The sequence below is a fragment of the Pseudomonas sp. LBUM1664 genome (genome assembly GCF_059695895.1).
The window spans coordinates 4,440,565-4,462,732 of sequence record NZ_CP166791.1 but is presented as its reverse complement, the minus strand read 5'-3'; the positions used below and the strand labels follow the sequence as shown (position 1 = coordinate 4,462,732).

Here is a 22,168-nt window from a genome sequence, read left to right as displayed (position 1 = left end):
GCTGCTCCGGCGCTGACATCCAGGCACGGCAACCTATCCTGCAAAGGCCTCTGCACGCTGATGTGTCGTGGGTTATCGAAACCTTGTCGCTGGTAATACATCGGGCAATGAATGAGTTGAGTATGGGTAGATTCCGACGCTAGTCACCCACCTCCAAGGGGCGTCATCGTGATGCCGTGCTCGACGTATGTAACAGATGATTTCAATCCGTTGCGTGTCGGATGACTCAACCTCATGGGAAGGCAACCGTTATGGCCTATACGACGATCAATCCTTACAGCGGCGAGTTGCTCGCACAATTCGAGACGCTGACCAATCAGCAACTGGAGCAGAAGCTGGCTGTTGCGGCGCAGTGTTATTCGACCTGGAAAAACAAGACGTATGCACAGCGTGCTTCAATCATCGCCAAGGCCGGCGAACTGATGCATGTGCGATTCGACGAGCTGGCCCGCAAGGTCACGCTGGAGATGGGCAAACGCATCAATGAGGCTAGAGGCGAAGTGAAATTCAGCGCCGATATCCTGGCGTACTACGCTCAAAACGCCGAGCGCTTCCTGGCCCCCGAGACACTTCATCCGATCGCGGGTGAGGCTCATATGGAAAGCAGCCCCATCGGCGTGGTTTTCGGCGTCGAACCCTGGAACTTTCCGTTCTATCAGTTGGCTCGTGTGGCAGGTCCACATTTGATGGCAGGCAATGTGCTGGTGATCAAACACGCCGGTTGTGTGCCCCAATGCGCGATTGCCTTTGAGCAGCTCCTCCTCGATGCCGGCGCTCCCGAGGGGCTCTACACTAACCTGCTGATTTCCCATGAGCAGTCCAAACAGGTGGTCGATGACGACCGTATCCGAGGCGTCGCACTGACCGGCAGTGTTGCCGCCGGACGCAGCCTGGCTTCGTGGGCAGGGCAGAATCTGAAGCCATCATCGATGGAACTGGGTGGTAGCGATGCGTTCATTGTGCTCGAAGATGCCGACCTGGATCTGGCGATCAAATGGGCGATTTGGGGGCGGATGTATAACTGCGGGCAGACTTGCTGCGCCGCAAAACGCTTCATTGTCGTGGATAAGCTGGCCGACGCATTTCTGGAAGGATTTCAGGCTGGGCTAGCGGCTTTGGTGCCTGGTGATCCCATGGACGAAAATACCACCCTGGGCCCATTGTCGTCGGAACCCGCGTTGTTGCAGTTGCTGGAGCAGGTGCAGACGGCGGTTGCTCACGGTGCCACGGTTCTCCTGGGGGGCGGGCGGATCGATCGCCCTGGCTCATTTATGGCACCCACCATCCTCACGGATGTTACACCCGACAATCCGGCGTTCCGGGACGAGTTCTTCGGCCCCGTGGCTCAATTTTTCCGTGTGGCCGACGAAGACGCAGCCATTGCTTTGGCAAACGATTCCGACTTCGGCCTGGGTGGCTCGGTGTTCACTCGTGACCTTGCCCGGGGGCGTCGTGTCGCCAGCCGTATCGAGACCGGCATGATGTTTATCAACAACATCAGTTGGAGCGATGCCGAGCTGCCATTTGGAGGCATCAAGAACTCAGGCTATGGCCGCGAGCTTGGCGATATGGGCATCCAGCAATTCGTCAATAAAAAGCTCGTGCGTTACGTGGTGGCTCAGGCGCCTGTCTGAAGCCGTCGCCCGGAGACATTTCCAGTGCCCGGCAATGGTTGGGCACCTCCAACGGAGCGCGTGATGTACGTCAATGTGGCTGTGATGAAAGAAACCCACCCGCACGAGCGGCGTGTGGCTTTGGTACCGACCCTTTGCGCAAAACTATGTGCGCTGGGCGCCAAGCTTCATATGCAATCGGGGGCTGGCGACGCGAGTTTTCTCCCGGACTCCGCTTATCAGGACGTTATGTTCCTGCCCAGCGGCGGGCAGTTGGTGCATGAGGCCGATGTGGTCCTGGCCGTGCAAGCTCCTTCGCTGGAAGTCATAGGCAAGATGAAACCTGGCTCAGTACTCCTGAGCTTTATCTATGCGCAAAACAATCCGGCGTTGGTGCAACGTCTGCTGGAGCGCCAAGTCACCTGCTTTGCCATGGAGCGCTTGCCGCGCATTACCCGGGCCCAGTCGATGGATGCACTTTCAAGTCAGTCGGCCTTGTCGGGGTACTACGCGGTCCAGCTTGGCTCGGTGCACATGTCTCGCATACTGCCCAAGGTCACCACGGCGGGGGGAATCGTTGGCCCCGCGCGCGTGCTGGTACTTGGATTGGGGGTGGCTGGGCTGGAGGCCATCGCTACCGCGCATCGGCTGGGTGCAGTTGTAGAAGGTTACGACGTACGTCCGGAAACCGCAGAGCAGGCGAAATCCCTGGGTGCCACTTTCGTCGACGTCGGCATTGATGCGCGAGGCAAGGGGGGGTATGCACGGGAGTTGAGTGAAGCGGAAAAAGCGCAAGTCGCTCAAGTCCTGACCGAGCATATCCAACAGGCGGACCTTGTCATTACCACCGCCGCGGTACCAGGGCGGCCCTCTCCACGGTTAATCAGCGCCGCGCAGCTCGCGGGTATGAAACCCGGGGCGGTCATTGTCGATCTTGGCGCCGAAGGCGGTGGCAATTGCGAAGGCTGCGTGCCTGGACAGACCGTCATGGTCGGCCGGGTTACGCTGATGGCACCGCTGAATCTGCCATCGTCCTTGAGCCAGGACGCCAGTCTGCTGTACGCGAAAAATCAGTTCAACTTGCTGGCGCTGATGTTGAAGAACAACGTCATCAGCATCGACTGGGACGACCAGATTCTGGCGCAAACAGTGCTGACCCACGCCGGCAAGCTCATGCATCCACCGGCCCCGACCAATGCCGAGCCGGACCATGCAACCAAGGAGCAGACTTCGTGAATAGTGTTGGTTTCGTCGGTCTTTATATTTTCATGCTCGCCGCGTTCGCCGGCTGGGTCATTATCGGCCGGGTCCCGGCCATTTTGCATACCCCGTTAATGTCGGGATCGAACTTTATCCATGGCATCGTTGTGGTCGGCGGGCTGATTGGCCTACTCGATGCCACGACGGTAGCCCAACAAGCGGCAGGCTTTGTTGCTGTCTTGTTGGGTGCGGGTAATGCGGCAGGAGGGTACGCCGTAACCGATCGGATGCTCGCGATGTTTCAAACCAGCGCGCCTGAACCCAAACGGCGCAAAGCTCACCACTCCGCGACCAGAAAACCTGGAAAGGCCTGAGGCTTGAGTATGCTTATTTTGACTTCGCAATGGCTTATAGGGCTGGTGTATCTCGGCGCGGCCTTTTTAATGATTTTCGGGTTGTGGCGGATGTCTTCGCCTGTCACTGCTGCGGGCGGCATTCATGTGGCCGGTTGGGGCATGATAGCGGCGGTGGTGGTGAGCTTTCTCTACGTATTGTCCGCCAGCGATGCGGCTCGACCGCAATTGCCCGTCAACGTCAGCCTGGCGCTCATTGCCCTGTTGCTTGGCGGCGGTGCTGCCTGGTGGAGTGGGCGCAAGGCGGCAATGACCTCCATGCCGCAGATGGTTGCGATATACAACGGCATGGGAGGAGGGGCGGCAGCAGCGATTGCCGCCATGGAATTGTTCGGGAACCGGGTTTTCGACCTCTCGACATTGGCCGGCACTTTGTTTGGCGCCTTGATCGGGGCGATTTCGTTATCCGGCTCTTTGATCGCCTGGGCCAAGCTGGACGGCCGCATCAACAAGCCACTGCGCCTCAAAGGGTTGCAACTGATCAACGCACTGTTGATGCTCGTGACCCTCATTGTGGGCGGTTGGTTGATGGTCGTCATGCAAGACGCGGACGGTTCGTTGAATAACGTCCTTGGGCTGATCGCTGTGTTCTTCGGCTGTGCCTTGCTGTTCGGCGTGTTAATGACGCTGCCTATAGGCGGTGCCGACATGCCAGTGGTCATTTCCATCTACAACGCCTTCACCGGCCTGGCGGTCGGCCTCGAAGGTTTCGTGTTGCAGGTTCCAGCAATGATGATCGCCGGCATGCTGGTCGGCGCCGCTGGCGTTCTGCTTACCCTGCTAATGGCCAAGGCCATGAATCGCTCGGTAGCACATGTGCTCTTTGCGCGCTTTGGGGATCAGCCCACACGCAAAGGCGCAGTGATTGAGGGCGAGCTCAAGCCGACAGCCGCGAGCGATGCAGGCGTGGCCATGCGTTACGCCAATAAAGTCATCATCGTTCCGGGCTACGGCCTGGCAGTCGCCCAGGGCCAACAAAAACTCTATGAATTTGTGAAGTTGTTGCAGGCGCACGGCGTGCTCGTGAGATTCGCCGTGCACCCGGTGGCGGGGCGCATGCCGGGGCAAATGGACGTGTTACTGGCAGAAGCTGGGGTGCCCTACGATCTGATTTTCCAATTGGAAGACATCAATACCGACTTTCCCGACACCGATGCGGTGCTGGTGATTGGTGCCAACGACGTGGTCAACCCTGCCGCGCGCAACGACAAGTCTTCACCCATCTATGGCATGCCGATCCTTGATGTCGACAAGGCCCATCATGTGTATGTGGTAAAGCGCGGGGAGGGCAAGGGCTATGCCGGTATCCAGAACCAGCTGTTTTACGGAGAAAACTGCAACATGGTTTACGGCGATGCACAGGCCGTGTTGGTAAAAATGATCGAGGCGGTCAGGGGGTTGGCTTGAGTGTCATCCGTTGACGTTTGCCATGTGCTTGCCTGGCATCTGTCAGCAAGCCAGTACCACGCTTGAGGAGGTTAGCTCGATGGAAACTAAAATGTTGGCCGCTGTAGTCGAGACGTTCGGACAGCCATTGGTGATGCGTCATCTGGATATCCCCACACCCGGTCCGGGGATGATCCTGATCAAGGTTGAAGCTTGTGGTGTTTGTCACACCGACTTGCATGCGGCGCGGGGCGACTGGCCACTCAAACCCGGATTGCCCTTTACGCCTGGACACGAAGGCATCGGCATTGTCGTGGCGCTGGGCACGGGCGTCACGGCGGTCCAAAAGGGCGAGCGGGTGGGCGTACCGTGGCTCTACTCGGCCTGTGGTCACTGTGAGTATTGTCTCCAGGCTTGGGAAACCGTCTGCGCCAAAGCCGAGTTTGGTGGCTACACCCGCAACGGCGGATTCGCCGAGTACATTCTGGCGGACCCTGAGTATGTCGCGCACATACCGCCCACCCTGAAACCCTGTGAGGCCGCACCGATCATTTGTGCCGGGGTGACGACCTACAAAGGCATCAAAGAGGCAGACGTTCGTCCGGGGCAGTGGATCGTTATCTCGGGCATTGGCGGCTTGGGGCACCTCGCGGTCCAGTACGCCAAGGCAATGGGGCTACGGGTTTGTGCCGTGGACATTGACGACGGCAAGTTAGCCCATGCCACTGCACTGGGTGCTGATTGCGTAGTGAATGCCAAAGGCGATGACCCGGTGGCTGCCGTCATTGCCGCCACTGACGGCGGTGCTCATGGCGTGCTGATCACCGCCCCCTCGCTTGGGGCATTTAAACAGGGCGTCGCGATGACCCGAAAATTGGGCACCTGCGTCCTGGTCGGTCTGCCGCCTGGCGAGTTTCCCATGGCTTTATTCGATGTAGTCGCCAATTGCATCACGGTGCGCGGTTCTTTCGTTGGTAACCGACAGGACATGGCTGAGGCCCTGGCTTTTGCCGCAGAGGGTAAAGTCAAAGCGGATATCGAGCGCCAGCCGCTGTCGGCTATAAATGACGTCTTCGACAGACTTGAAAAGGGCGATGTGGCGTCGAGGGTTGTGATTGATTTCAGTCTTGGTTGATTTTTTTGAGGTGATAGGGAGGGGCGGATCTGTGCCGCCTCAATCATGACAGAAGGCTTTTTCACAACGCTGGGATTTCAAAAAGTACGTGACGAATTCCACGGTGCCGAGCGCACGATCATCATGCGCAAACTGTTGCTGAAGTAGTGGTTGCTGATCAGGAACAACGGCGCCGTTTTTTATCGTACTGGCTCGGCTATTGGTTTACTGGAAGTCAGAATGATACGAACCGCCATCACCACCCCCACAAGAACCGCAACAAGGCCTGACGCTTCCAAGGGCGTCGGCAGCCGGTTATGAAACAACAAGCCGAGCAGGGTGGCGAATAGCGACTCCAGGGATATCAGTTGCCCCGAAAGCACCATGGGAAGGCGACGGGACGCTGCGTTCCACGCCCAGGCCCCGACGACGGATGACATCAGCGCAATGGCGAAGCCCCAGGCGTACAAACCTCCTGCAACAGAAACACGCAAACCCAGGCTCGGCAGCTTGAGAAGATCAAGCGCCAGTACCGCCGGTAACAAGCACAAGGTGCCGATCCCGGCGCCGACCATCATGAGGCCGGTCCAAGCACCCGATGCATTGGCTGGAAGCTTTCCCAGTGCCCTCTGATTCAGCACGCTGAATGCGAGCCACAAGACAGCGGCACCGATCGAGAAAAACACGCCCATCAGCCACGAACGGTCGCCCGTGTGGGGTTGATGGAGGCTGCCGATGTTCGACAGTAAAAGCCCTACCGTCATAAACGCCAGCGGCGTCGCCAGTCTGCGCCAGGGGAGGGTTTTTGTTGTGGCGTTGCCGAGCAGTGCCAACAGGACCGGCACGATGCCGATGAACGCAGGGGTCAACACTGGCCCGCTAAAAATGACACCGGCGGCAATACAGAGGCTGTATCCGAGGTATCCGATAACCCCCAGGCTTGCGCCAAGCAGCAACTGTCCACGCTGCAGGCGCCGAAGCTGGGCGCGATAGAGCAGCACGACTCCCATCCCCAGCAAACCTGCGATCAGAAACCGAACGAGCATCAAGTCGTAGAGGGTGTAGGCACCGGTGACGTAGGGCGCAATGAAATTCAAAGCCCAGCTCAGCGTCGCGACCACGGCAAGGGTCACTCCGGTAACGATGTTTGAGCGAGTACTGACCATCAGGCGCATCCATAAGCTATTGAGCCCATGTTGCCCGGCGTCAGCGCTATGCTACAAACGAGTTATCGACCTTGGATGCATAACCTCCGATTATGAATACGCTTGGGAAATCACTGCCGCCACTTGCCAGTTTGCTACCTTTTGAAGCAGCGGCACGGCTGGAAAGCTTTTCGAAAGCCGCCGATGAGTTGCACATCACTCAAGCGGCGATCAGCCGCCAGATCCGGGGGCTTGAAGACAATCTTGGACTGAAGCTTTTCCACCGCCGCAACCGCGCAGTCTTCCTGACGCAAGAGGGCCGGGAGTTGGGCCGCGTGGTGAGTGCGGCGCTGCAAAGTATCAGCGACAGTGCCGTTACCCTTCGTCAATCGACGGGTAAAAACCGTGTCGTTTTACTGTGTCAATTGTGCGAGGCGTTCTACTGGCTGATGCCGCGCCTTTCAACGTTCCATCAGCGATACCCGGAAATCGAGATCCAGGTGGCCACCTCCACCAAGCCGCTGACTGAGTTCAATGATCACTTTGACGTGGCGCTACAAAGCACCGGACGTCCCAGCGGCTCGCATGTTTTGGCGTTTACCGCGGCGGATGAAGTGTTTCCGGTGTGCAGCCCGCATTACCTGCGCACCCGCACGCCGTTGCGAGTCAGTGACCTTCAATCCCACACACTTTTGCACTATCGCACCACGCCACCTCACTGGATGCAGTGGGACGGCTGGCTAAAGCTGTTTGGACAGACATCCCATGATTGTTCTCAGGGCTGCGTGTTTGATAGTTACCCCTTGATGCTGCAGGCCGCGGTCCAGGGGCATGGCGTTGCACTGGGGTGGCGCCGAACCGCAGAGACGCTTATTGAAAGCGGGGCGTTGGTGAGACCTTGTGCGCAAAGTGTTCCTTTACCGGATGCCCTGTCTGTTTTCAGACGGCAGGGCGGGGAAGATCGGGTGCAGGTGCGCGCGCTGATTGATTGGCTTGAAGATGAGTTGGGAAGTGAGAGCTGAGTGATTCACTAACGTTCGCGACCCTGCGTTCCCCACCATGCAGTCGGGAACTGACAAGCATTGCAGCGAGCAATCGAACCCTTTATAAAACTCGTGCTGGCATCGCGACGATCAGGGTAATGGATTCGTCCCGCTACCGAGAGTGTCTGTGTATTTCCGAAGGACGCGATATCGTTTGAAAAGGAATCTTCATTATGAAAATCCTCCCCACGTTCCAGACCCGCCGCCTCATCATCACGCCTCTCGAACTGACGGACGCACCGGCTATTCAACGGCTATTTCCCCACTGGGAAGTGGTGCGTTACCTCGACAGCCGCGTCCCGTGGCCGTACCCGGATGACGGCGCGCTGACTTACGTTCGCGACCACGCACTGCCCGCTATTGCCGCAGGGCGGGAATGGCATTGGATGATCCGCATCGGCGAAGATCCGGCAAACAGCATCGGGAGCATCAGCCTGTACGACCAGCCTGGGAACAACCGAGGCTTCTGGCTCGCGCCCCAATGGCAGGGAAAAGGCTACATGCGTGAAGCCTGCGAGGTCATCAACGCCTATTGGTTCGAAACGCTGGAGCGCCCGACCCTGCAAGTGCCCAAGGCAGTGGGCAATCATGCTTCGCGAAAAATTTCGGAACACGAAGACATGCGCATGATTGCAACGCGGCAGGGCAATTTTGTCTGCGGGTCGTTGCTTAAGGAAATATGGGAAATGACGCGTGAGGATTGGTTTAAGAGAAGGGCTGCGCGAGGGGCGCATCGAGCGCAATTCAAATGAGCCAGATCGCCTTCAAAGGCCAATTCACCCCACTCGTCACCAGGACCTGTTTATGCCGCTGAGCTTTCACAAAATGCACGCCAATGGCGATGACTTCGTCATTGTCGACGCGCGAAACTTGGCCAATCCTCTGACCAGTGCCATGGCTCGGCGAATGGGTGATCGGAACCGAGGTGTGGGCTTCAATCAAATCGCGGTGCTGCTCGATTGCGATGATGCAGACGCGCGCTTGATGTTCTGGAATGCAGATGGCTCTACGCTGGATGTGTGTGGCAGCGCGACGCGGGGCGCTGCGGATAGGCTCATGGGCGAAGCAAACGTTACGTCGGTCTTGCTGCGAACCAACCGTGGCCTGCTCACTTGCGAGCGAACGTCAACCGGCGCCATTTCTGTCAGCATGGGCGTGCCGCTGTTTAGCTGGTCGGACATTCCCTTGGCGCGCGAACTGGACACCGCTGTTTTGCCATTGGCAGGCGACCCAATAGCTTGCAGCATGGGCAATCCGCACTGCACTTATTTTGTGGATGATCTGGCAGCCGTTGATATCTCGGCAATCGGACCGGTCATTGAAACCAACGCCCTGTTTCCACTCAAGACCAACGTCCATTTCGTCCAGATCATTAATCGCAAGCACATTCGGTTGCGCATTTGGGAGCGCGGGGCCGGCATTGCCCTCGGTTCAGGTTCCTGCTCTTGCGGCGCCGCTGTTAACGGAATTCGTCGTGGCTTGTTAGACAGTTGCGTTGAGGTTGAATGTGATGGTGGAAGCGTAACGGTTCAATGGGATGGCGTGGGGCCGGTCTTTCTCACCGGGCCGGTGCAGACAACGTTTTCGGGAACGATTGCGGATAGTTTATTAGCCGAGGTGTCGTGATAAACCTTCATATCCGTCTGAGGGCATAAGGGCCTGTAGTCAATTGTTCACTTAGAAACTCGAGGCACACTTTGATTTTTTCGGACTGGGATGCTCGCACCGTAGTGACAGCCGAGACATCGGCAGGTTGGCAGTAGGCAGGTAACAGGCGCGTGAGTTTGCCCTCCTCGAAACTGGGGGCGACGTCCCACATGGAGGCCATGATGATTCCCAAACCGTCATGCGCCCATTCACGCACGATACCGCTGTGGTTCGAAGCCAGAGGCCCCGTCACTTTCGCGGTTTCCATTCCATTCGGACCTTCAAGCCGCCATAGGCCAAAACTGCTGTCCCTGTCGCGAAATAGCAGGCAGTCGTGGTGGGCCAGGTCTGCTAACGAAGCAGGGTCACCGCGCTCGGCCAAATAGCTTGGGGCAGCACACAGAATTCTCTGACTGCTGGCGATTTTGTGGGCAATCAAATTCTGCTCTGTCACATCGCCAACCCGAATATCAATATCGAACTGCTCACCCGCCAGGTCCGTGCGCCTGTCCATCACCTCGAGCCAGACTTCAAGTTTTGGGTATCGTTTGCGCAGTAACGCAAGAACGGGGGCTATATGGAAACGGCCCAATCGTTGACTGGTGCTGATCCTCAACAGGCCTCTGGGTTCCACTCTGTCACCGTGGGACGTCTCCAGCATGCCATGCACATTTTCTAGAATCTGTTTCGCCCAGATCAGCATTGTCTCGCCTTCACGGGTAATGGTGACCCGGCGAGTCGTCCGGTTGAAAAGCTTACAGTTGAGGCTTTCCTCAAGTGTCGCGACCCGTTTACTGACGTGAGCTGGCGAGATACCCAAATCAGCGCCGGCGCTTACGAAGCTCGAACGCCGGGCAATTGTTGTGAAGAGCAGAAGATCCCGCAGGAAGGGATCATTATTCAGTAGTGGAGAATTCTGATATTCCATTTGAGTCGATTATGGTCTGTGGAGGGGATAGTAATCTGGATCCTAGCAGTATCTGACAAGGCAGGGATGCTCATCGGAAACACCACAATAAACCTGTGAAGATCAGACCATGTCCAAAATTAGAATTGCCGTGGCCGGTGTTGGCCAGATCGGTCGCCGCCACATCGAACTCGTGCAAGCGAGTCTGTCTTGCGAACTGGTTGCGGTCGTCGATCCGATGACGATCCCGGCCGACTACCTGACATCCCTTGGCGTTCCTCAATACGCTGATCTGGCATCGCTTTTCAACGAAATAAAACCGGACGGCGTGATACTTGCCACTCCCAACGCGCTGCATGTTGCCCAGGCGTTGCAGTGTATCGACGCCGACGTGGCGGCTTTGATCGAAAAACCTGTTGCCCATAGTGTCGCGCAAGGCAAGCGTCTGCTTGACGCTTCAACATCAAGGGGCGCGCGTTTGCTGGTGGGACACCATCGAGCACACAGTCCTGTCCTCGCCAAGGCGCGCGAGATAATCAGCGAAGGCGTGCTCGGCGATATTGTCGCCGTGCAAGGCAGCGCCATGTTCTACAAGCCGGATGAGTATTTCGATGCCGCCGTATGGCGCCGCCAGGAGGGTGGTGGTCCCATCCTGATCAACATGATTCACGAGATTGGCAACTTGCGCTCCCTGTGCGGCGAAATCGTTGCGGTCCAGGCCATGCAATCGAGTACCGCGCGCGGCTTTCCTGTCGAAGACACTGTGTGCATTGGCCTGCGTTTTGAAAACGGAGCTTTGGGCTCGTTCCTTCTATCGGACTCTGCAGGTTGCGCGCGCAGCTGGGAGCAAACGTCCCGGGAGAACGCCAGCTATCCCGCTTACGACGATGAAGATTGCTACGTCATCAGCGGAAAAAACGGGTCACTTTCAGTGCCGACCATGCGGCTCAAATATTACGCAGGGGTTGAAGACCGCTCCTGGTTCAAGCCTTTCCAAGAGGCGACTGCCGAGGTTGAACGTCGGGACCCGCTGGAGATTCAGCTTGAGCATTTCTGCCAGGTCATTCGAGGGCTTGAAGAGCCCCTGGTTACCGTGCAGGACGGCCTGAGAAATCTGATCATCACCGAAGCCATCGCTGAAGCGGCGAAAAGCGGAACGATTGTCTGCACAGACCGTATCTGATCCACACCTTTCGAAGGTGAGCGGGATTTCCTCTTGGGGGAGCCTTTCGCGCGAATTCGGTCAACTCAATCAAGAACAGGGCGCAGGAAACTACGTTCATAGCTCAGGATGAATCTTTGCTCCCCAGGCAGTAAGCGATGTTGTTGGCGCCTTCGGCAGGTAGAAAATAGCCATGGTGTTTTTCGTCCATTCTTAAGGCTGGTGTGATTCATTGTGGCGAGGGACTTGCTCCCGGCTACACCTGAAGTCTTAGCGCGCTGATGATGAAAGCATGAAGGCTATTGACCGCTTTAGACCCGCGAGAGGCTCGACTGCGTAGAATCGAAACTTCCATAGGTTCAATGTTTCCTAAGCCGTGCTCGCTACTTAAGATGTGAAGCGATGCTTGCACGCTGCACTGAGTGATCGCGGCAATAGCGAGCCCACCCTCAACTGCGGCCACCTGGCCAGCAAGGCTGGAGCTGTTGTATACCACCTTGAATTGGCGTCCCTGTTGGGTCAGCGAGTTCACTGCATAACGCCGAGCCAGGCTTTCACTTTCGTAGACTGCGATAGGCACCGGGTCTCGCCTCCACAGTTCGAACTGGGGTGAGCCAACCCAAACCATGGGTTCTTTGAAGAGAAATGTACCGCTTTGAGGCGAGTCCCTGGACACCAGCGCAAGATCAAGATCGCCGCTTCGCACACGCGGGATAAGCGTGGTCGACTGTTCACAGGTCAGTTCTATTTCCACGCCTGCGTAGCGCGGCGAAAAACGCTTCAGAACCGGCGTGAGATACCTTGCCGCGTAGTCCTCCGCGACGCCAAGGCGGATTCGTCCGGTTAACTCTTCACCGTGAAAAGCCGCTTGGGTCTCAGCGTGAAGTGCGAGCATGCGACGGGCGTAGCTCAGCAGTGTCTGGCCGTCAGCGGTCAGTTGAAGGTGCCTCGGACCACGATTTAATAACTGCCTTCCAAGCGCGGCCTCCAGTTTCTTCATCTGCATGCTGACGGCGGACTGCGATCTGTTTACCTCGTGGGCTGCGCCAGATAGCGAACCTGCATCCACCACTGCCACGAAGCACTTGAGCCAATCGATCTGCAAATCGCTGCCAGCCATCGCTGTTACCTCTATTCGTTAATCGAATGGCTACGACGTGAATTATGCGCTTTTCATGGTAGTTGTTCACCCGCAAGATGCTGGCCTGAATCAACACATACTGGATCTGATCATGCCATTTGAGACCTGGTTGCTCTATCTGTTTACCTGCTGCGGCATAGCGGTAGTGCCAGGGCCCAATGCGTTATTGGTGCTTACCCATGGAGCAATTCACGGGAGTCGGAAAACGCTGTTCACTATCACGGGCGGCGTGCTCGGCTTTGCAATCGTGCTTTCGCTTTGCGCTTTGGGATTGGGTGCACTGATCCAAGCGTCGGCCACCTGGTTCACAGCATTGAAGGTTGTCGGCGGGCTATACCTGATCTGGTTGGGCTTCGGGCTGTGGCGGTCTGCCCCCGTCAGTCTTGATACGACCGGTACTACACGCTTCCAACGTTGGTCGCTGTTCCGCCAAGGGCTGGTCTCGGCCATTTCAAACCCCAAAGCATTGCTGCTATTCACCGCCTTTATTCCACCATTCCTGGATCCGCACAGGAGCATCATCGCGCAGACGACCGCCGTCGCGCTGACCTACGCAGTCGTGGAGTTCGTCGTTGAATATATAGTGGCCAGCGCAGCGCACCGGGTCAGACCCTGGTTAGCTCGAACTGGGCGCCGATTCAATAAAGTCTGTGGTGGTTTTTTTGTACTTTTTGGGTTGGCCCTACCCATCCATACCTGAAGGCACGACTACTCCACTTGGCACCAAATCTCGCTGGGTCAACATCCATTCAGGCAGCGTTTGATGATCGGTGCACTTCGTAAAAGCCGCCAATCGAGTGCAGCGCCTGTTCGGCCAACTGGCTTCCGTTTGCCACATGCAGATAGAACAATCACACCTGTGTTCAGCGAGCAGACAGGTTTCGCTATTGCAGCAAAAAAATCGAGCTCGTAACTGTTCGTAGCTGACTGGAAGAGAGGGGCCTCTCTTCCAACTTGGTGGTGACCGAACGGAGGTAAGCCTTATGGGCAAATTCTGTGTTGTTACATCAGGCGGGGGCTAATGGCAGGGACTACAGCACTGTGATTCCGCTATTGCAGCGGAACATACACATCAGTTTGCCATTGATCCTGCGGTGTCTCGGGATAGACACTCAGGTAATGGAAGAACAGCGGCTGATCACGAAGTTCCTCGCCACTGGCAGGAAGCCAATCGCGGTAAATCGGATAGATCGTTTCGCCGATGTGATCCGGTGACCCCACGTGTCGCACCACGACGCAGCGACCACCAGGAATGACGATCTCGTGCACGCCGAACTCATTTGGCGCCACGGCCTCATGAATCTCGCCGCAGATTGCGAAGCGGAATGCGTGTGGAGGTGTCGTATCGGGGTTGCCATAGGGAATGCCAAAGGTGCGACTCGATGCCACCGGTGACTGCCTGCTCTGCATGCGCCACTCGATGAACCTGCGCACGCTCTCATTGACGAGCCCGGTGGGTCCGCGGTGCTCAAGCACCGCCACCCTGACTTCAGGGAATTCCACGATTCGTACTTGCATGATGATAGTCCTGGAAAAGTGAGGGATTGCGAATACCGCATTCCAGACCTGCCAGTTCGGCCCCTTCCTGAACGCACTTGGCGTCATACCGAAGGCCCGCCTGAACGCCCTGCAGAATGCCTCGGGGCTTTCAAAGCCGGCACCGAGTGCGGCGTCCAGTACCGAGTGATCAGCGAAGGCGGCCAGGCAATGTGCCGCGCGTCGTAATCGCATCAGTTGCACATAACGTGAGACAGGCACGCCTACGAACGCAGTGAATTGTCGATGGAAGTGAAACGCCGAAAAGTTCGCCACATGGCTCAACGTCTTCACCGACAGGTCACCTTCGAGATGGGCATCAATGTAGGCGAGTACGGCGTTGAAGCGTTTTGTGTAAGCGAAGTTAGTCGGCATGTCAGACACTGGGAAGGACTCTTGGAAGTACGGTCGGCAATAGAGTCGACTATATCGGCGTGAGCGTGCCTAGCCGCGTTTGCTCGTCTATCGGTTCCGTTTTAAATACGCCTACGGGTCAGCCAGGCCCCCCAAAACAGACTACTAAAGAAACGAGTAGCGTCTGCGAATCCAGCGTCATGCAACAGTTGTTGAACCGCAGCCTCGGAGTGTGGCGGGTCAGCGCCTTGAAGGATTTTCCCTAACTTGGCTTTCACCTCATCCGCGGTGGCGCCGTGCTGCCGCCACCGTTGTCCCCAGGCATCCAGCAACAACGGTTGGCTGGCATAGGCATACTGATTGCCTGCCACAATCAACGGTGCCCCCGGCTTTAGACGAGTCCGGATGGATTGAAGAATTTTGCGCTTGGCGTCATCTCCCTCCAGATGGTGGAGCACGCCAATCAAGGTGGCTGCGTCGTATAACTCGTCTTCAGGCAGGTCGTCGACTTGCCCCAGGCGTATATCCGTTCGGTCGAGTAACTTGTTGGCTTTCAACTGTTGTGTCGCCGCCTCCAGCATGGGCTCAGAAGGATCTATGGCAGTGAAATGCCAACCCGGCTCCAACGCGGCCATCGCAATGATCTCTTGGGCGGTACCGCCAGCGCCGACGGCCAATATTCTCGCGGAGTTTGTATGACCCAGGCTTGCCGCCAACATACACGCGGCAAGATCGTGGCAGGCGTCATACCCTGCCAATGCGATACGGCTCTGTCGTCCATATTCATTGGCCCGAGAGGTGTCGAATTTTTCAACGGCTTCCAGAGGGGATGATTTCAAGGCTGTTCTCCATGTCCTTGAATCAACCTACGCCACCTGGTGCAATAATAAAAATTCATTAATTTTATAAGATGCATTCCTATCGGGAATAATTAATTCACGTCGCGGAAGGTTTCGATATACGGTATTTGAGCAAATCCAGATGAGCTAGAATGCCGGACGCACAGCTCTCAAGGACGCGCGATGATATTGCGACACAGGCCAGTGAAGGCGGGTGACATTAAAACCATCTGTAGCTTTCCTCTCGATGCTCGGGAACTGTTTTATATGTTCCCGAAAGCTCACTACCCTCTGACTGAGGCTCAGTTGTCTGACGCTATTGCCCAACGATTCGACTCGACGGTTTTCGAAATCGGGAATAACGTCGTCGGCTTTGCGAACTTTTATCGGGCTGAAACGGGTGGGGTTTGCTGTATCGGCAATGTCGTGGTTGCTCATGAGGCACGAGGTAAAGGCGTGGCGACCTTCATTGTGGAGACGATGACTGCATTGGCGTTCGACCGCCATGACGCCACTGAGGTGCATATCTCTTGCTTCAATGAAAATACCGCAGGCTTGCTGCTTTATCCAAAACTGGGCTTCTTGCCCTTTGCCATCGAAGAGCGAGTTGCTCCGGATAGTCGAAGAGCAGCGCTCATCCATATGACGCGCAGCAGAGTGAGCCTACTATAGTACTCACCTGATCAGGCGATTGAGCTTGCTTTTCAGTCATCCGATTCAGGAGACGCTTCAGCGCCGAGTGACTTTACCCTGTATGTCTTATAAATCTGCTGGACTTCTGGGTTGTCCAGGCTCTCGTACGTGATGTCTTCCTTGTCCAGACCATCTAGGCCTCGGATGCCACTGATGGTTTCCGGCCACTCGTCGCGGCTGGATATGGCTACTATGAACGGTTTCAGGTAGTTATCGAGATGCCCTTGGCCAGGCTCACGGATTTCGTCGCTGAGTGCCCGCAGGTAATTGTCCTTGCTTGTTTTTGACCAATCAATAGCGAACTTGGCCCGATAGCAGAGCTCCATGAAGATCAATAGAATCGTGCGCCCATTGCCATCAAGAAAGGGGTGTGCGAAAGCCAGTTGACCTATCACTTCGCCTGGATGCTCTTTGAAGCGCTTCTTATCGGCCGCCAGTTTAAGCGCATAGTCGACAGACCTCTTGATGAGGTCCGGGCGCTCGAAAGCGGTATTGCGGGGATCGCCGTGCGAACCTTTGAAGACGGCCAAATGAGGAACAAGTTCGTTCCGATCTTTCCCTGCCCAGTGATAAAAGCCCGAAAATAGAATCTTGTGAACTTTGAGCACCGTCTGGAAGGTGATGGGCTTTCTCTTCGCCAGGCAGGCAAGCGCATCTTCGATACTTGCCTCGAAGGAAAGATGCTCGGACTCTTTTACTTCAATGGGATCTTTAAGCCGTAGGGAGTTTTGAAGATATCCTGCGGTTTCGAAATCACCGAACGGATCAAAACTCATGCGCTACGTTTCTTGGAGCGTCTTTTCTCCTGAAGGTACTCACCCTGGAGCGTCAGGATCTCAGACTTGCTCAGAATGCCTTTTCTCTTGAGATTGACTAGCAGCTGTTCGACGCTATCCAGCTCGACGATATCGCCAGCCAGACGGGTGATGGTCACGGCCATGCGACTCATGCCGTCAAGTTCCGCCGTGACATTGTGGGCTTTAGCAAGCCTGCGGACCTGAGTCGCGACGCTATCAGTAGCTGTTTGGGTCATTGGAAAGTCCTCTACTAACAGCCAAACCATAGCATGGAGATGTTTTTCTGTCTTCACTGGCTTATGGGCAAAGATCCCGTAATTCACCGTATTGAGTGGCGCCAGTATCGCGGTTGACTGGTTGTAAATGAAAGCCCCTGATTCGTGTTGAATCAGGGGTTTTGTGGTTTCTGGCGTTTTAAAATGTCGCGGTACGGTCGGGCTTATAAAGTGGATCCTGCCGGCGCCGCGTCCAGTCGTCGTGCGATCACATCCATCACGTCGCAACCATCACGCAGCGGGATGCAGCAAAGCTGCGCTAAATCTTGAAGGGCTGCGGGGTCGACAGTCTGCCCATCGCGCAAGACGTGTAGCGGGGCGGTGGTGTCGACGTAAAGGGGTTGGTCGTCGGCGTTGCTGGTAAGGTTCATATATCGGTTCATATCAATTCCTTGTGTCATGAATGAACTGTCACGCTTCGTCGCCAAACGAAGGGTGACAGCTGTACGCAGGTTGGCGAACCGGAGACACAAGGAGCCGGCAGACCCGAAGGTCTCCCGCGCACAGCTGCCATAAAAGCAGTTTCGTGAGCACAAGGGTGCTGCTGCCACAGCAGAAAGCACCGTTGCACTTGTGTCAATCGAGTCGCCAAACCCGGTCGCCATCTGGGCGACGCCAAGACTATAGACGCCACAGCAAAAAATACGCAAGGGATTGATAGGAAAGGGGATTCCCAACGATACGTAGGACATCGCCGTAGCCCCACCCCCCATTTTCGCCACTAAGCCTCCATTTACAGCGCCACGCGTCCCACAATCCAATCGCGCATTCCCACCCGACGCGGGATAATACGGGCCGGCTTGAGGTCACAAGCGCTTCCCCTCGATGGTATTGGCGGCAGAGAAGGATCGAACGCAATGACGGATTGGCTGCAGAGCTACGGAGAAATGGCCGAACGGGTGCGCCGCCATAATTGGGACGACACGCCGCTCGGACCGTCGAAACAGTGGCCCGATGTGTTGAAGACGACTGTGGCGCTGAGCCTTGCCTCCCATTTCCCCCAGGCTATCGTGTGGGGGCCGGCCATGATCACGTTGTACAACGATGCATTTGTGACCATCCTCGGCAATAAGCCCGAAGCGCTGGGCCGACGGTTCGATGAGGTGTGGCGGGAGGTCTGGAGCGAGATCGGCCCGATTGTGCGGGAAGCCTTCGACGGACAAGCGACCTATATAGAAAACTTCCCTCTTGTTATTGAACGCGGCGGTGGCCTTGAACAGGCCTATTTCACGTTCTGCTACAGCCCCATTCGGGACCAGTTCGGCAAGGTCGTGGGCATGCTGGATACGGTCACCGAGACCACCTCGACGGTGTTCATGACCCAGCGCCTGGCCCTGCTTGATGCCATCGGCAACGCCGTGGCGAACGCCACCGACTCGCAGACCATCATGGCGACCACCACGCGGATTCTGGCGGCGCACCTGAACCTGTCCAACTGTGCCTACGCGGACATGGATGAGGACGAGGATGGCTTCACCATTCGCGGTGATTGGGCCAGGGCGGGCTCGCCGCATATTGTCGGGCATTATCGGTTGGCTGATTTCGGTCGACTGGCGGTCGCCAATCTTCGGGCCGGCAAGCCACTGGTGGTCAACGACAATCTGAAGGAGCTGGCGCCGGACGAAGCGGCGACGTTCCAGTCGATCGGCATCGCTGCCACCATTTGCGTCCCGCTGATCAAGGGCGGGCGTCTGACCGCATTGATGGCTATCCACGATAAAACGCCCCGGGTCTGGTCATCCAACGACCTGGCGCTGCTGATGGAAGTCACGGGGCGATCCTGGGCCCACATCGAGCGTGCCCGGGCGGACGCTGCCGTGCGTGAAGGCCTGGCGGCCCTGGCTGAACTGAACGCGACGCTGGAGGAACGGGTCGAGGAACGCACCACGCGCCTGAAGCAGACTGAAGCGGCGCTTCGCTAGTCGCAAAAACTCGAAGCCATCGGCCAGCTCACCGGCGGCGTGGCCCATGACTTCAACAACCTGCTGACGATCATCCGCTCCTCTGTCGACTTCCTGCGCATGCCAAATCTGTCTGAAGAGCGCCGGCACCGCTATATGACGGCAGTTTCCGAGACGGTGGATCGCGCCGCCAAGCTAACCAGCCAGTTGCTCGCGTTTGCCCGGCGCCAGCCCTTGAAACCGCAAGTCATCGATGTGGGCAAGCAGGTACAGAGCCTGGGGGACATGTTGCAAACGGTCACAGGCGCGCGAATTCAAGTCGTTGTCGAGTTGGGCGACCGGCCTTGTTACATCCGGGCTGATTTGAGCCAGTTTGAAACGGCCCTGATCAACATGGCCCTGAATGCCCGGGATGCCATGAACGGGCAGGGTACGCTGTGGCTTCGGCTCAATTGCGGTGACGGCATGCCGCCGATTCGCGGTCACGCCGGGGCTGGGCAGTCCTTTGCCGCCATTGCCCTGGCGGACACCGGCACCGGTATTACGTCTGAAGTACTTGAGCACATCTTCGAACCCTTCTTCACCACCAAGGAAGTGGGCAAGGGCACGGGGCTGGGCTTGTCCCAGGTGTTCGGCTTTGCCAAGCAGTCCGGCGGCAACGTCGATGTTTCGACAGTTGTGGGCGAGGGTACGGTGTTTACTTTGTACCTTCCGAAGGTGGAGTCTGAGGGGATCTCCGAACCCAGCAAGGAAGAAACCACGCACCTGGTGCTGGAAAAGGGCAAGCGTCGGGTGTTGATCGTGGAAGACAACCTGGAAGTGGGACGTTTTGCCAATCAGATCCTGCAGGACTTGGGATACGAAACGGCCTGGGCAACCAACGCCGAAGAGGCGCTGGAGATGGTCGGCCCGGATGCGATGGCGTTCGACGCGATATTCTCCGACGTTGTCATGCCGGGCATCAGCGGCATTGCCTTGGCCAAAGCGTTGCGCCAGCGCCGCAAGGACTTGCCGGTGGTCCTGACGTCCGGTTATAGCGAGGAGCTGGCCCACAGTGGTCATGAAGGTTTTGAGTTTTTGTCCAAACCTTACTCGGCCGACCAGGTCTCCCGGGTTTTAAGCCGCTCGATGTTGGAAACTGATTGAATAACGTTGTCGGTTTTGTAACAGAGTTGATCCATTCGTCGGTCAAGCACGTTCCTGAATAGTCGGTCTGTTGATGACCGGCTAGTCTGAAAAATCGTGAAGGTCGATATTTTCAGGCAATTGGTTGTTGCCGGTATGGGCTTCGACGAAAGGAGAACGGCGATGGAACCACCGTACAGCGAGGAATACGCAGCTGCATATCCGATCAATGAAGGGTTGCAGTGTGGTCAATCGGCCTATCGGTCAGACTTTGGCGACGAGCCGATCAGGTCCATCAAGACGAAGGTGACCAAGGTACCGCGGGGGGAAAAAGCCAAGTTTTTGCCCAGAGTCCCGGTCAGGAAATAACAGCAAGCGCAGCCCCGTCACTGAACGGGGCTTTTTTTAGGCGATTTCCCCAGGAAAACCGGATGTCTCCTAAATATTTTTCATCTTTTTCCTACTGACGATTTCTTTCACGTTTCTTTCACAAGCAGGCACGTAGTCTGAGCTCATCCGTTAGAAAGCAGTACCTGCCCGTTTCCCCAGCGGGCTTTTTTTTGCCTGTCACAAAAATTACACCTCCGTTTGTTGTCCAATCGTCATGGCTGACGCTGCTTGGCGTAAACTGAGCGCTCGCGCGCACCGGCCATCTCCCCCCCGATGCGGCACTCTTGAGGTTTTTATCATGCGTTTGACTTTATCCACCTTGGTGCTTGGGCTTTTGGTTGCCCAAGGCGCGATGGCTGCTGGCGACGGTACCGCTGCGGTCGGTGGTGGCCTAGGCGGTGCGTTGGGTAATGTGGTCGGCCAGCAAATGGGCGGCAGCACAGGCGCTGCAATTGGTGCAGGTGTCGGTGGTGCAGCCGGCAGTGCGGTAGGGGCTCGCAAGGGCAGCCGTACGGAAGCAGCGATTGGTGGCGGTCTGGGTTCGGCCGGTGGTTCGATCGTCGGCAATAAATTGGGCGGTTCCACCGGCTCCACTATCGGTGCAGGCCTTGGTGGTGCGGCTGGCGGCGCGCTGGGCAGCAATCTGTCCAAAGATGATGATGGCCATTCCGGCGGCAAGAAGTACAAGCACAAGAAGAAAAAGCATCGTTAAGCGGATGCTTGGATGAAAAAGACCCGGCCTTGCGCCGGGTTTTTTATTGCCTGGTGGTCTCGGATGACCTGCTCATACCCTTATTTATCCGGAACGATTGCCGTCCCCCCGCCTCGAATTCATACATCCATTAGCAATTGCGAGGTGTGCCATGACGCCGGAAACCGAAGGCAAGGAAGAGAAAGGCCCGTCGGGCGTGCCTTTCGTCAATGATCCAGGCCTCAATGACCCAGGCAATGAAGACCCCGGCTCCCTGATGGATGACGCCCAGGTTCCGTTGATTGAGGCTGAAGACGCTGAGCTTGAGGACGAGTCCTACGATTGAGGCCTTGGCTGACCGTCCCGCGTTTAAAAATTACATGACGTGTTGTCCCGTCATCAGGAGGTTGTTATGACTGCCGATTCGCAAGTTCCCGACGATGAAACCCCGGAATACCCGCTGCCATCGCCAACCGATTCCCTGAGCCGCGATCAGCGCCCGCCTGACGACGAGGCTGAAGAGCAATCACCGAGCGCGGATGAAGAGGTCGAGGTGATGCCGGATGACCCGGATATTGCTGGTAACGATGCTTCTGGCGAGCCGAGCTGATCGCCAGCGCCGCCTGTTGATTCGCAGTGATCTTTTGTGGCGGGGAACTCCCTCGCCACGAGTGGCGAAAATTTCCCGTTGCCTGCCCCAAGCCCCCCTCGTTATTCTGCTGAATCCTTTAAGGCGAACACGTTGCCCTGGCCGCACCTGAGCCATCCCTGGAATGTTGTGTTGATAACGGATCAG

The 22,168-nt window shown here is 56.8% G+C and carries 23 protein-coding genes and 3 pseudogenes; 17 read left to right on the top strand and 9 right to left on the bottom strand.

Annotation, left to right across the window (positions count from 1 at the left end):
• Positions 1-251 precede the first annotated feature (251 nt).
• From ACA047_RS20800 to ACA047_RS20775, 6 genes and pseudogenes are all read left to right on the top strand, one after another.
• On the top strand, positions 252-1,634 hold the full coding sequence (locus ACA047_RS20800) for an NAD-dependent succinate-semialdehyde dehydrogenase (protein WP_497352500.1): 1,383 nt from the start codon (positions 252-254) through the stop codon (positions 1,632-1,634).
• A 63-nt stretch (positions 1,635-1,697) separates the two neighbouring features.
• Positions 1,698-2,849 carry an NAD(P) transhydrogenase subunit alpha gene (locus tag ACA047_RS20795; RefSeq protein ID WP_497352498.1) on the top strand — a complete coding sequence of 384 codons (1,152 nt, stop codon included), beginning with the start codon at positions 1,698-1,700 and terminating at the stop codon, positions 2,847-2,849.
• Positions 2,846-3,187 (top strand): NAD(P) transhydrogenase subunit alpha part 2, encoded by a 342-nt coding sequence (locus ACA047_RS20790; protein ID WP_497352496.1) that lies wholly within the window; start codon positions 2,846-2,848, stop codon positions 3,185-3,187. The genes ACA047_RS20795 and ACA047_RS20790 overlap by 4 nt, the downstream gene beginning before the upstream one ends.
• Positions 3,188-3,196: 9 nt before the next feature.
• Complete coding sequence (locus ACA047_RS20785; RefSeq protein WP_497360470.1) at positions 3,197-4,633, top strand: NAD(P)(+) transhydrogenase (Re/Si-specific) subunit beta; 1,437 nt, start codon at positions 3,197-3,199, stop codon at positions 4,631-4,633.
• Between the two features lie 79 nt (positions 4,634-4,712).
• Positions 4,713-5,747, top strand: coding sequence for an alcohol dehydrogenase AdhP (gene adhP, locus ACA047_RS20780; RefSeq protein WP_497352494.1), 1,035 nt, complete (start codon positions 4,713-4,715; stop codon positions 5,745-5,747).
• Positions 5,748-5,783: 36 nt separating this feature from the next.
• Positions 5,784-5,894, top strand: a pseudogene (locus ACA047_RS20775) (GNAT family N-acetyltransferase); the annotation flags it as partial.
• A 32-nt stretch (positions 5,895-5,926) separates the two neighbouring features.
• Here the strand turns inward: ACA047_RS20775 and ACA047_RS20770 are convergent.
• Entirely contained in the window at positions 5,927-6,892 is a 966-nt protein-coding gene (locus ACA047_RS20770; protein WP_497352492.1) for a DMT family transporter, read from the bottom strand.
• 92 nt (positions 6,893-6,984) lie between these two features.
• Here ACA047_RS20770 and ACA047_RS20765 point away from each other — a divergent pair, with 92 nt between their 5' ends.
• The 3 genes from ACA047_RS20765 to dapF all read left to right on the top strand — a co-directional run bounded on the left by ACA047_RS20765 (position 6,985) and on the right by dapF (position 9,540).
• The gene (locus ACA047_RS20765; protein WP_497352490.1) at positions 6,985-7,893 is read left to right on the top strand and encodes a LysR substrate-binding domain-containing protein; all 909 of its coding nucleotides are present in this window, start codon (positions 6,985-6,987) and stop codon (positions 7,891-7,893) included.
• Positions 7,894-8,087: 194 nt separating this feature from the next.
• Positions 8,088-8,666: a GNAT family N-acetyltransferase gene (locus ACA047_RS20760; RefSeq protein ID WP_497352488.1), complete on the top strand. Its 579-nt coding sequence runs from the start codon at positions 8,088-8,090 to the stop codon at positions 8,664-8,666.
• Between the two features lie 52 nt (positions 8,667-8,718).
• Positions 8,719-9,540: a diaminopimelate epimerase gene (dapF, locus tag ACA047_RS20755; RefSeq protein ID WP_497352486.1), complete on the top strand. Its 822-nt coding sequence runs from the start codon at positions 8,719-8,721 to the stop codon at positions 9,538-9,540.
• 7 nt (positions 9,541-9,547) lie between these two features.
• On the opposite strand, the gene ACA047_RS20750 is transcribed toward dapF, so the two are convergent.
• Positions 9,548-10,489 (bottom strand): LysR substrate-binding domain-containing protein, encoded by a 942-nt coding sequence (locus ACA047_RS20750; protein ID WP_497352484.1) that lies wholly within the window; start codon positions 10,487-10,489, stop codon positions 9,548-9,550.
• Between the two features lie 109 nt (positions 10,490-10,598).
• On the opposite strand from ACA047_RS20750, the gene ACA047_RS20745 reads away from it, so the two are divergent.
• On the top strand, positions 10,599-11,651 hold the full coding sequence (locus tag ACA047_RS20745; RefSeq protein ID WP_497352482.1) for a Gfo/Idh/MocA family protein: 1,053 nt from the start codon (positions 10,599-10,601) through the stop codon (positions 11,649-11,651).
• A 65-nt stretch (positions 11,652-11,716) separates the two neighbouring features.
• Here ACA047_RS20745 and ACA047_RS20740 read toward each other — a convergent pair.
• A pseudogene (locus tag ACA047_RS20740) lies at positions 11,717-11,844 on the bottom strand (NIPSNAP family protein); the annotation flags it as partial.
• Between the two features lie 42 nt (positions 11,845-11,886).
• Entirely contained in the window at positions 11,887-12,750 is an 864-nt protein-coding gene (locus tag ACA047_RS20735; RefSeq protein ID WP_497352480.1) for a LysR family transcriptional regulator, read from the bottom strand.
• Between the two features lie 112 nt (positions 12,751-12,862).
• On the opposite strand from ACA047_RS20735, the gene ACA047_RS20730 reads away from it, so the two are divergent.
• Positions 12,863-13,471, top strand: a complete 609-nt coding sequence (locus ACA047_RS20730) for a LysE family translocator (RefSeq protein ID WP_497360468.1) — start codon at positions 12,863-12,865, stop codon at positions 13,469-13,471.
• Positions 13,472-13,821: 350 nt separating this feature from the next.
• Here ACA047_RS20730 and ACA047_RS20725 read toward each other — a convergent pair whose 3' ends face one another.
• Both ACA047_RS20725 and ACA047_RS20720 read right to left on the bottom strand, forming a co-directional pair.
• Positions 13,822-14,691, bottom strand: coding sequence for an AraC family transcriptional regulator (locus ACA047_RS20725; protein ID WP_497352478.1), 870 nt, complete (start codon positions 14,689-14,691; stop codon positions 13,822-13,824).
• Positions 14,692-14,783: 92 nt separating this feature from the next.
• A complete protein-coding gene (locus tag ACA047_RS20720) occupies positions 14,784-15,500 on the bottom strand; it encodes an SAM-dependent methyltransferase (protein WP_497352476.1) in 717 nt (238 codons plus the stop codon).
• A 183-nt stretch (positions 15,501-15,683) separates the two neighbouring features.
• Between ACA047_RS20720 and ACA047_RS20715 the strand changes: the two genes are divergently transcribed.
• Complete coding sequence (locus ACA047_RS20715) at positions 15,684-16,172, top strand: GNAT family N-acetyltransferase (protein ID WP_497352474.1); 489 nt, start codon at positions 15,684-15,686, stop codon at positions 16,170-16,172.
• A gap of 32 nt (positions 16,173-16,204) precedes the next feature.
• Here the strand turns inward: ACA047_RS20715 and ACA047_RS20710 are convergent, their stop codons facing one another.
• The 3 genes from ACA047_RS20710 to ACA047_RS20700 all read right to left on the bottom strand — a co-directional run bounded on the left by ACA047_RS20710 (position 16,205) and on the right by ACA047_RS20700 (position 17,648).
• The gene (locus tag ACA047_RS20710; RefSeq protein ID WP_497352472.1) at positions 16,205-16,969 is read right to left on the bottom strand and encodes a Fic family protein; all 765 of its coding nucleotides are present in this window, start codon (positions 16,967-16,969) and stop codon (positions 16,205-16,207) included.
• Positions 16,966-17,226: a hypothetical protein gene (locus ACA047_RS20705; protein WP_497352470.1), complete on the bottom strand. Its 261-nt coding sequence runs from the start codon at positions 17,224-17,226 to the stop codon at positions 16,966-16,968. Before ACA047_RS20705 ends, ACA047_RS20710 begins: the two co-directional genes overlap by 4 nt.
• Positions 17,227-17,429: 203 nt before the next feature.
• A complete protein-coding gene (locus tag ACA047_RS20700) occupies positions 17,430-17,648 on the bottom strand; it encodes a short-chain dehydrogenase (protein WP_497360466.1) in 219 nt (72 codons plus the stop codon).
• Between the two features lie 474 nt (positions 17,649-18,122).
• Here ACA047_RS20700 and ACA047_RS20695 point away from each other — a divergent pair.
• The 5 genes and pseudogenes from ACA047_RS20695 (at position 18,123) to ACA047_RS20675 (ending at position 21,982) form a co-directional block, all read left to right on the top strand.
• A pseudogene (locus ACA047_RS20695) lies at positions 18,123-20,312 on the top strand (response regulator).
• Between the two features lie 96 nt (positions 20,313-20,408).
• Positions 20,409-20,660, top strand: a complete 252-nt coding sequence (locus ACA047_RS20690) for a hypothetical protein (RefSeq protein ID WP_497352468.1) — start codon at positions 20,409-20,411, stop codon at positions 20,658-20,660.
• Positions 20,661-20,979: 319 nt separating this feature from the next.
• Positions 20,980-21,393, top strand: coding sequence for a glycine zipper domain-containing protein (locus ACA047_RS20685; protein ID WP_497352466.1), 414 nt, complete (start codon positions 20,980-20,982; stop codon positions 21,391-21,393).
• Between the two features lie 151 nt (positions 21,394-21,544).
• Complete coding sequence (locus tag ACA047_RS20680; protein ID WP_497352464.1) at positions 21,545-21,718, top strand: hypothetical protein; 174 nt, start codon at positions 21,545-21,547, stop codon at positions 21,716-21,718.
• A 66-nt stretch (positions 21,719-21,784) separates the two neighbouring features.
• Complete coding sequence (locus ACA047_RS20675; protein WP_497352462.1) at positions 21,785-21,982, top strand: hypothetical protein; 198 nt, start codon at positions 21,785-21,787, stop codon at positions 21,980-21,982.
• The last annotated feature ends 186 nt before the right edge of the window (positions 21,983-22,168 follow it).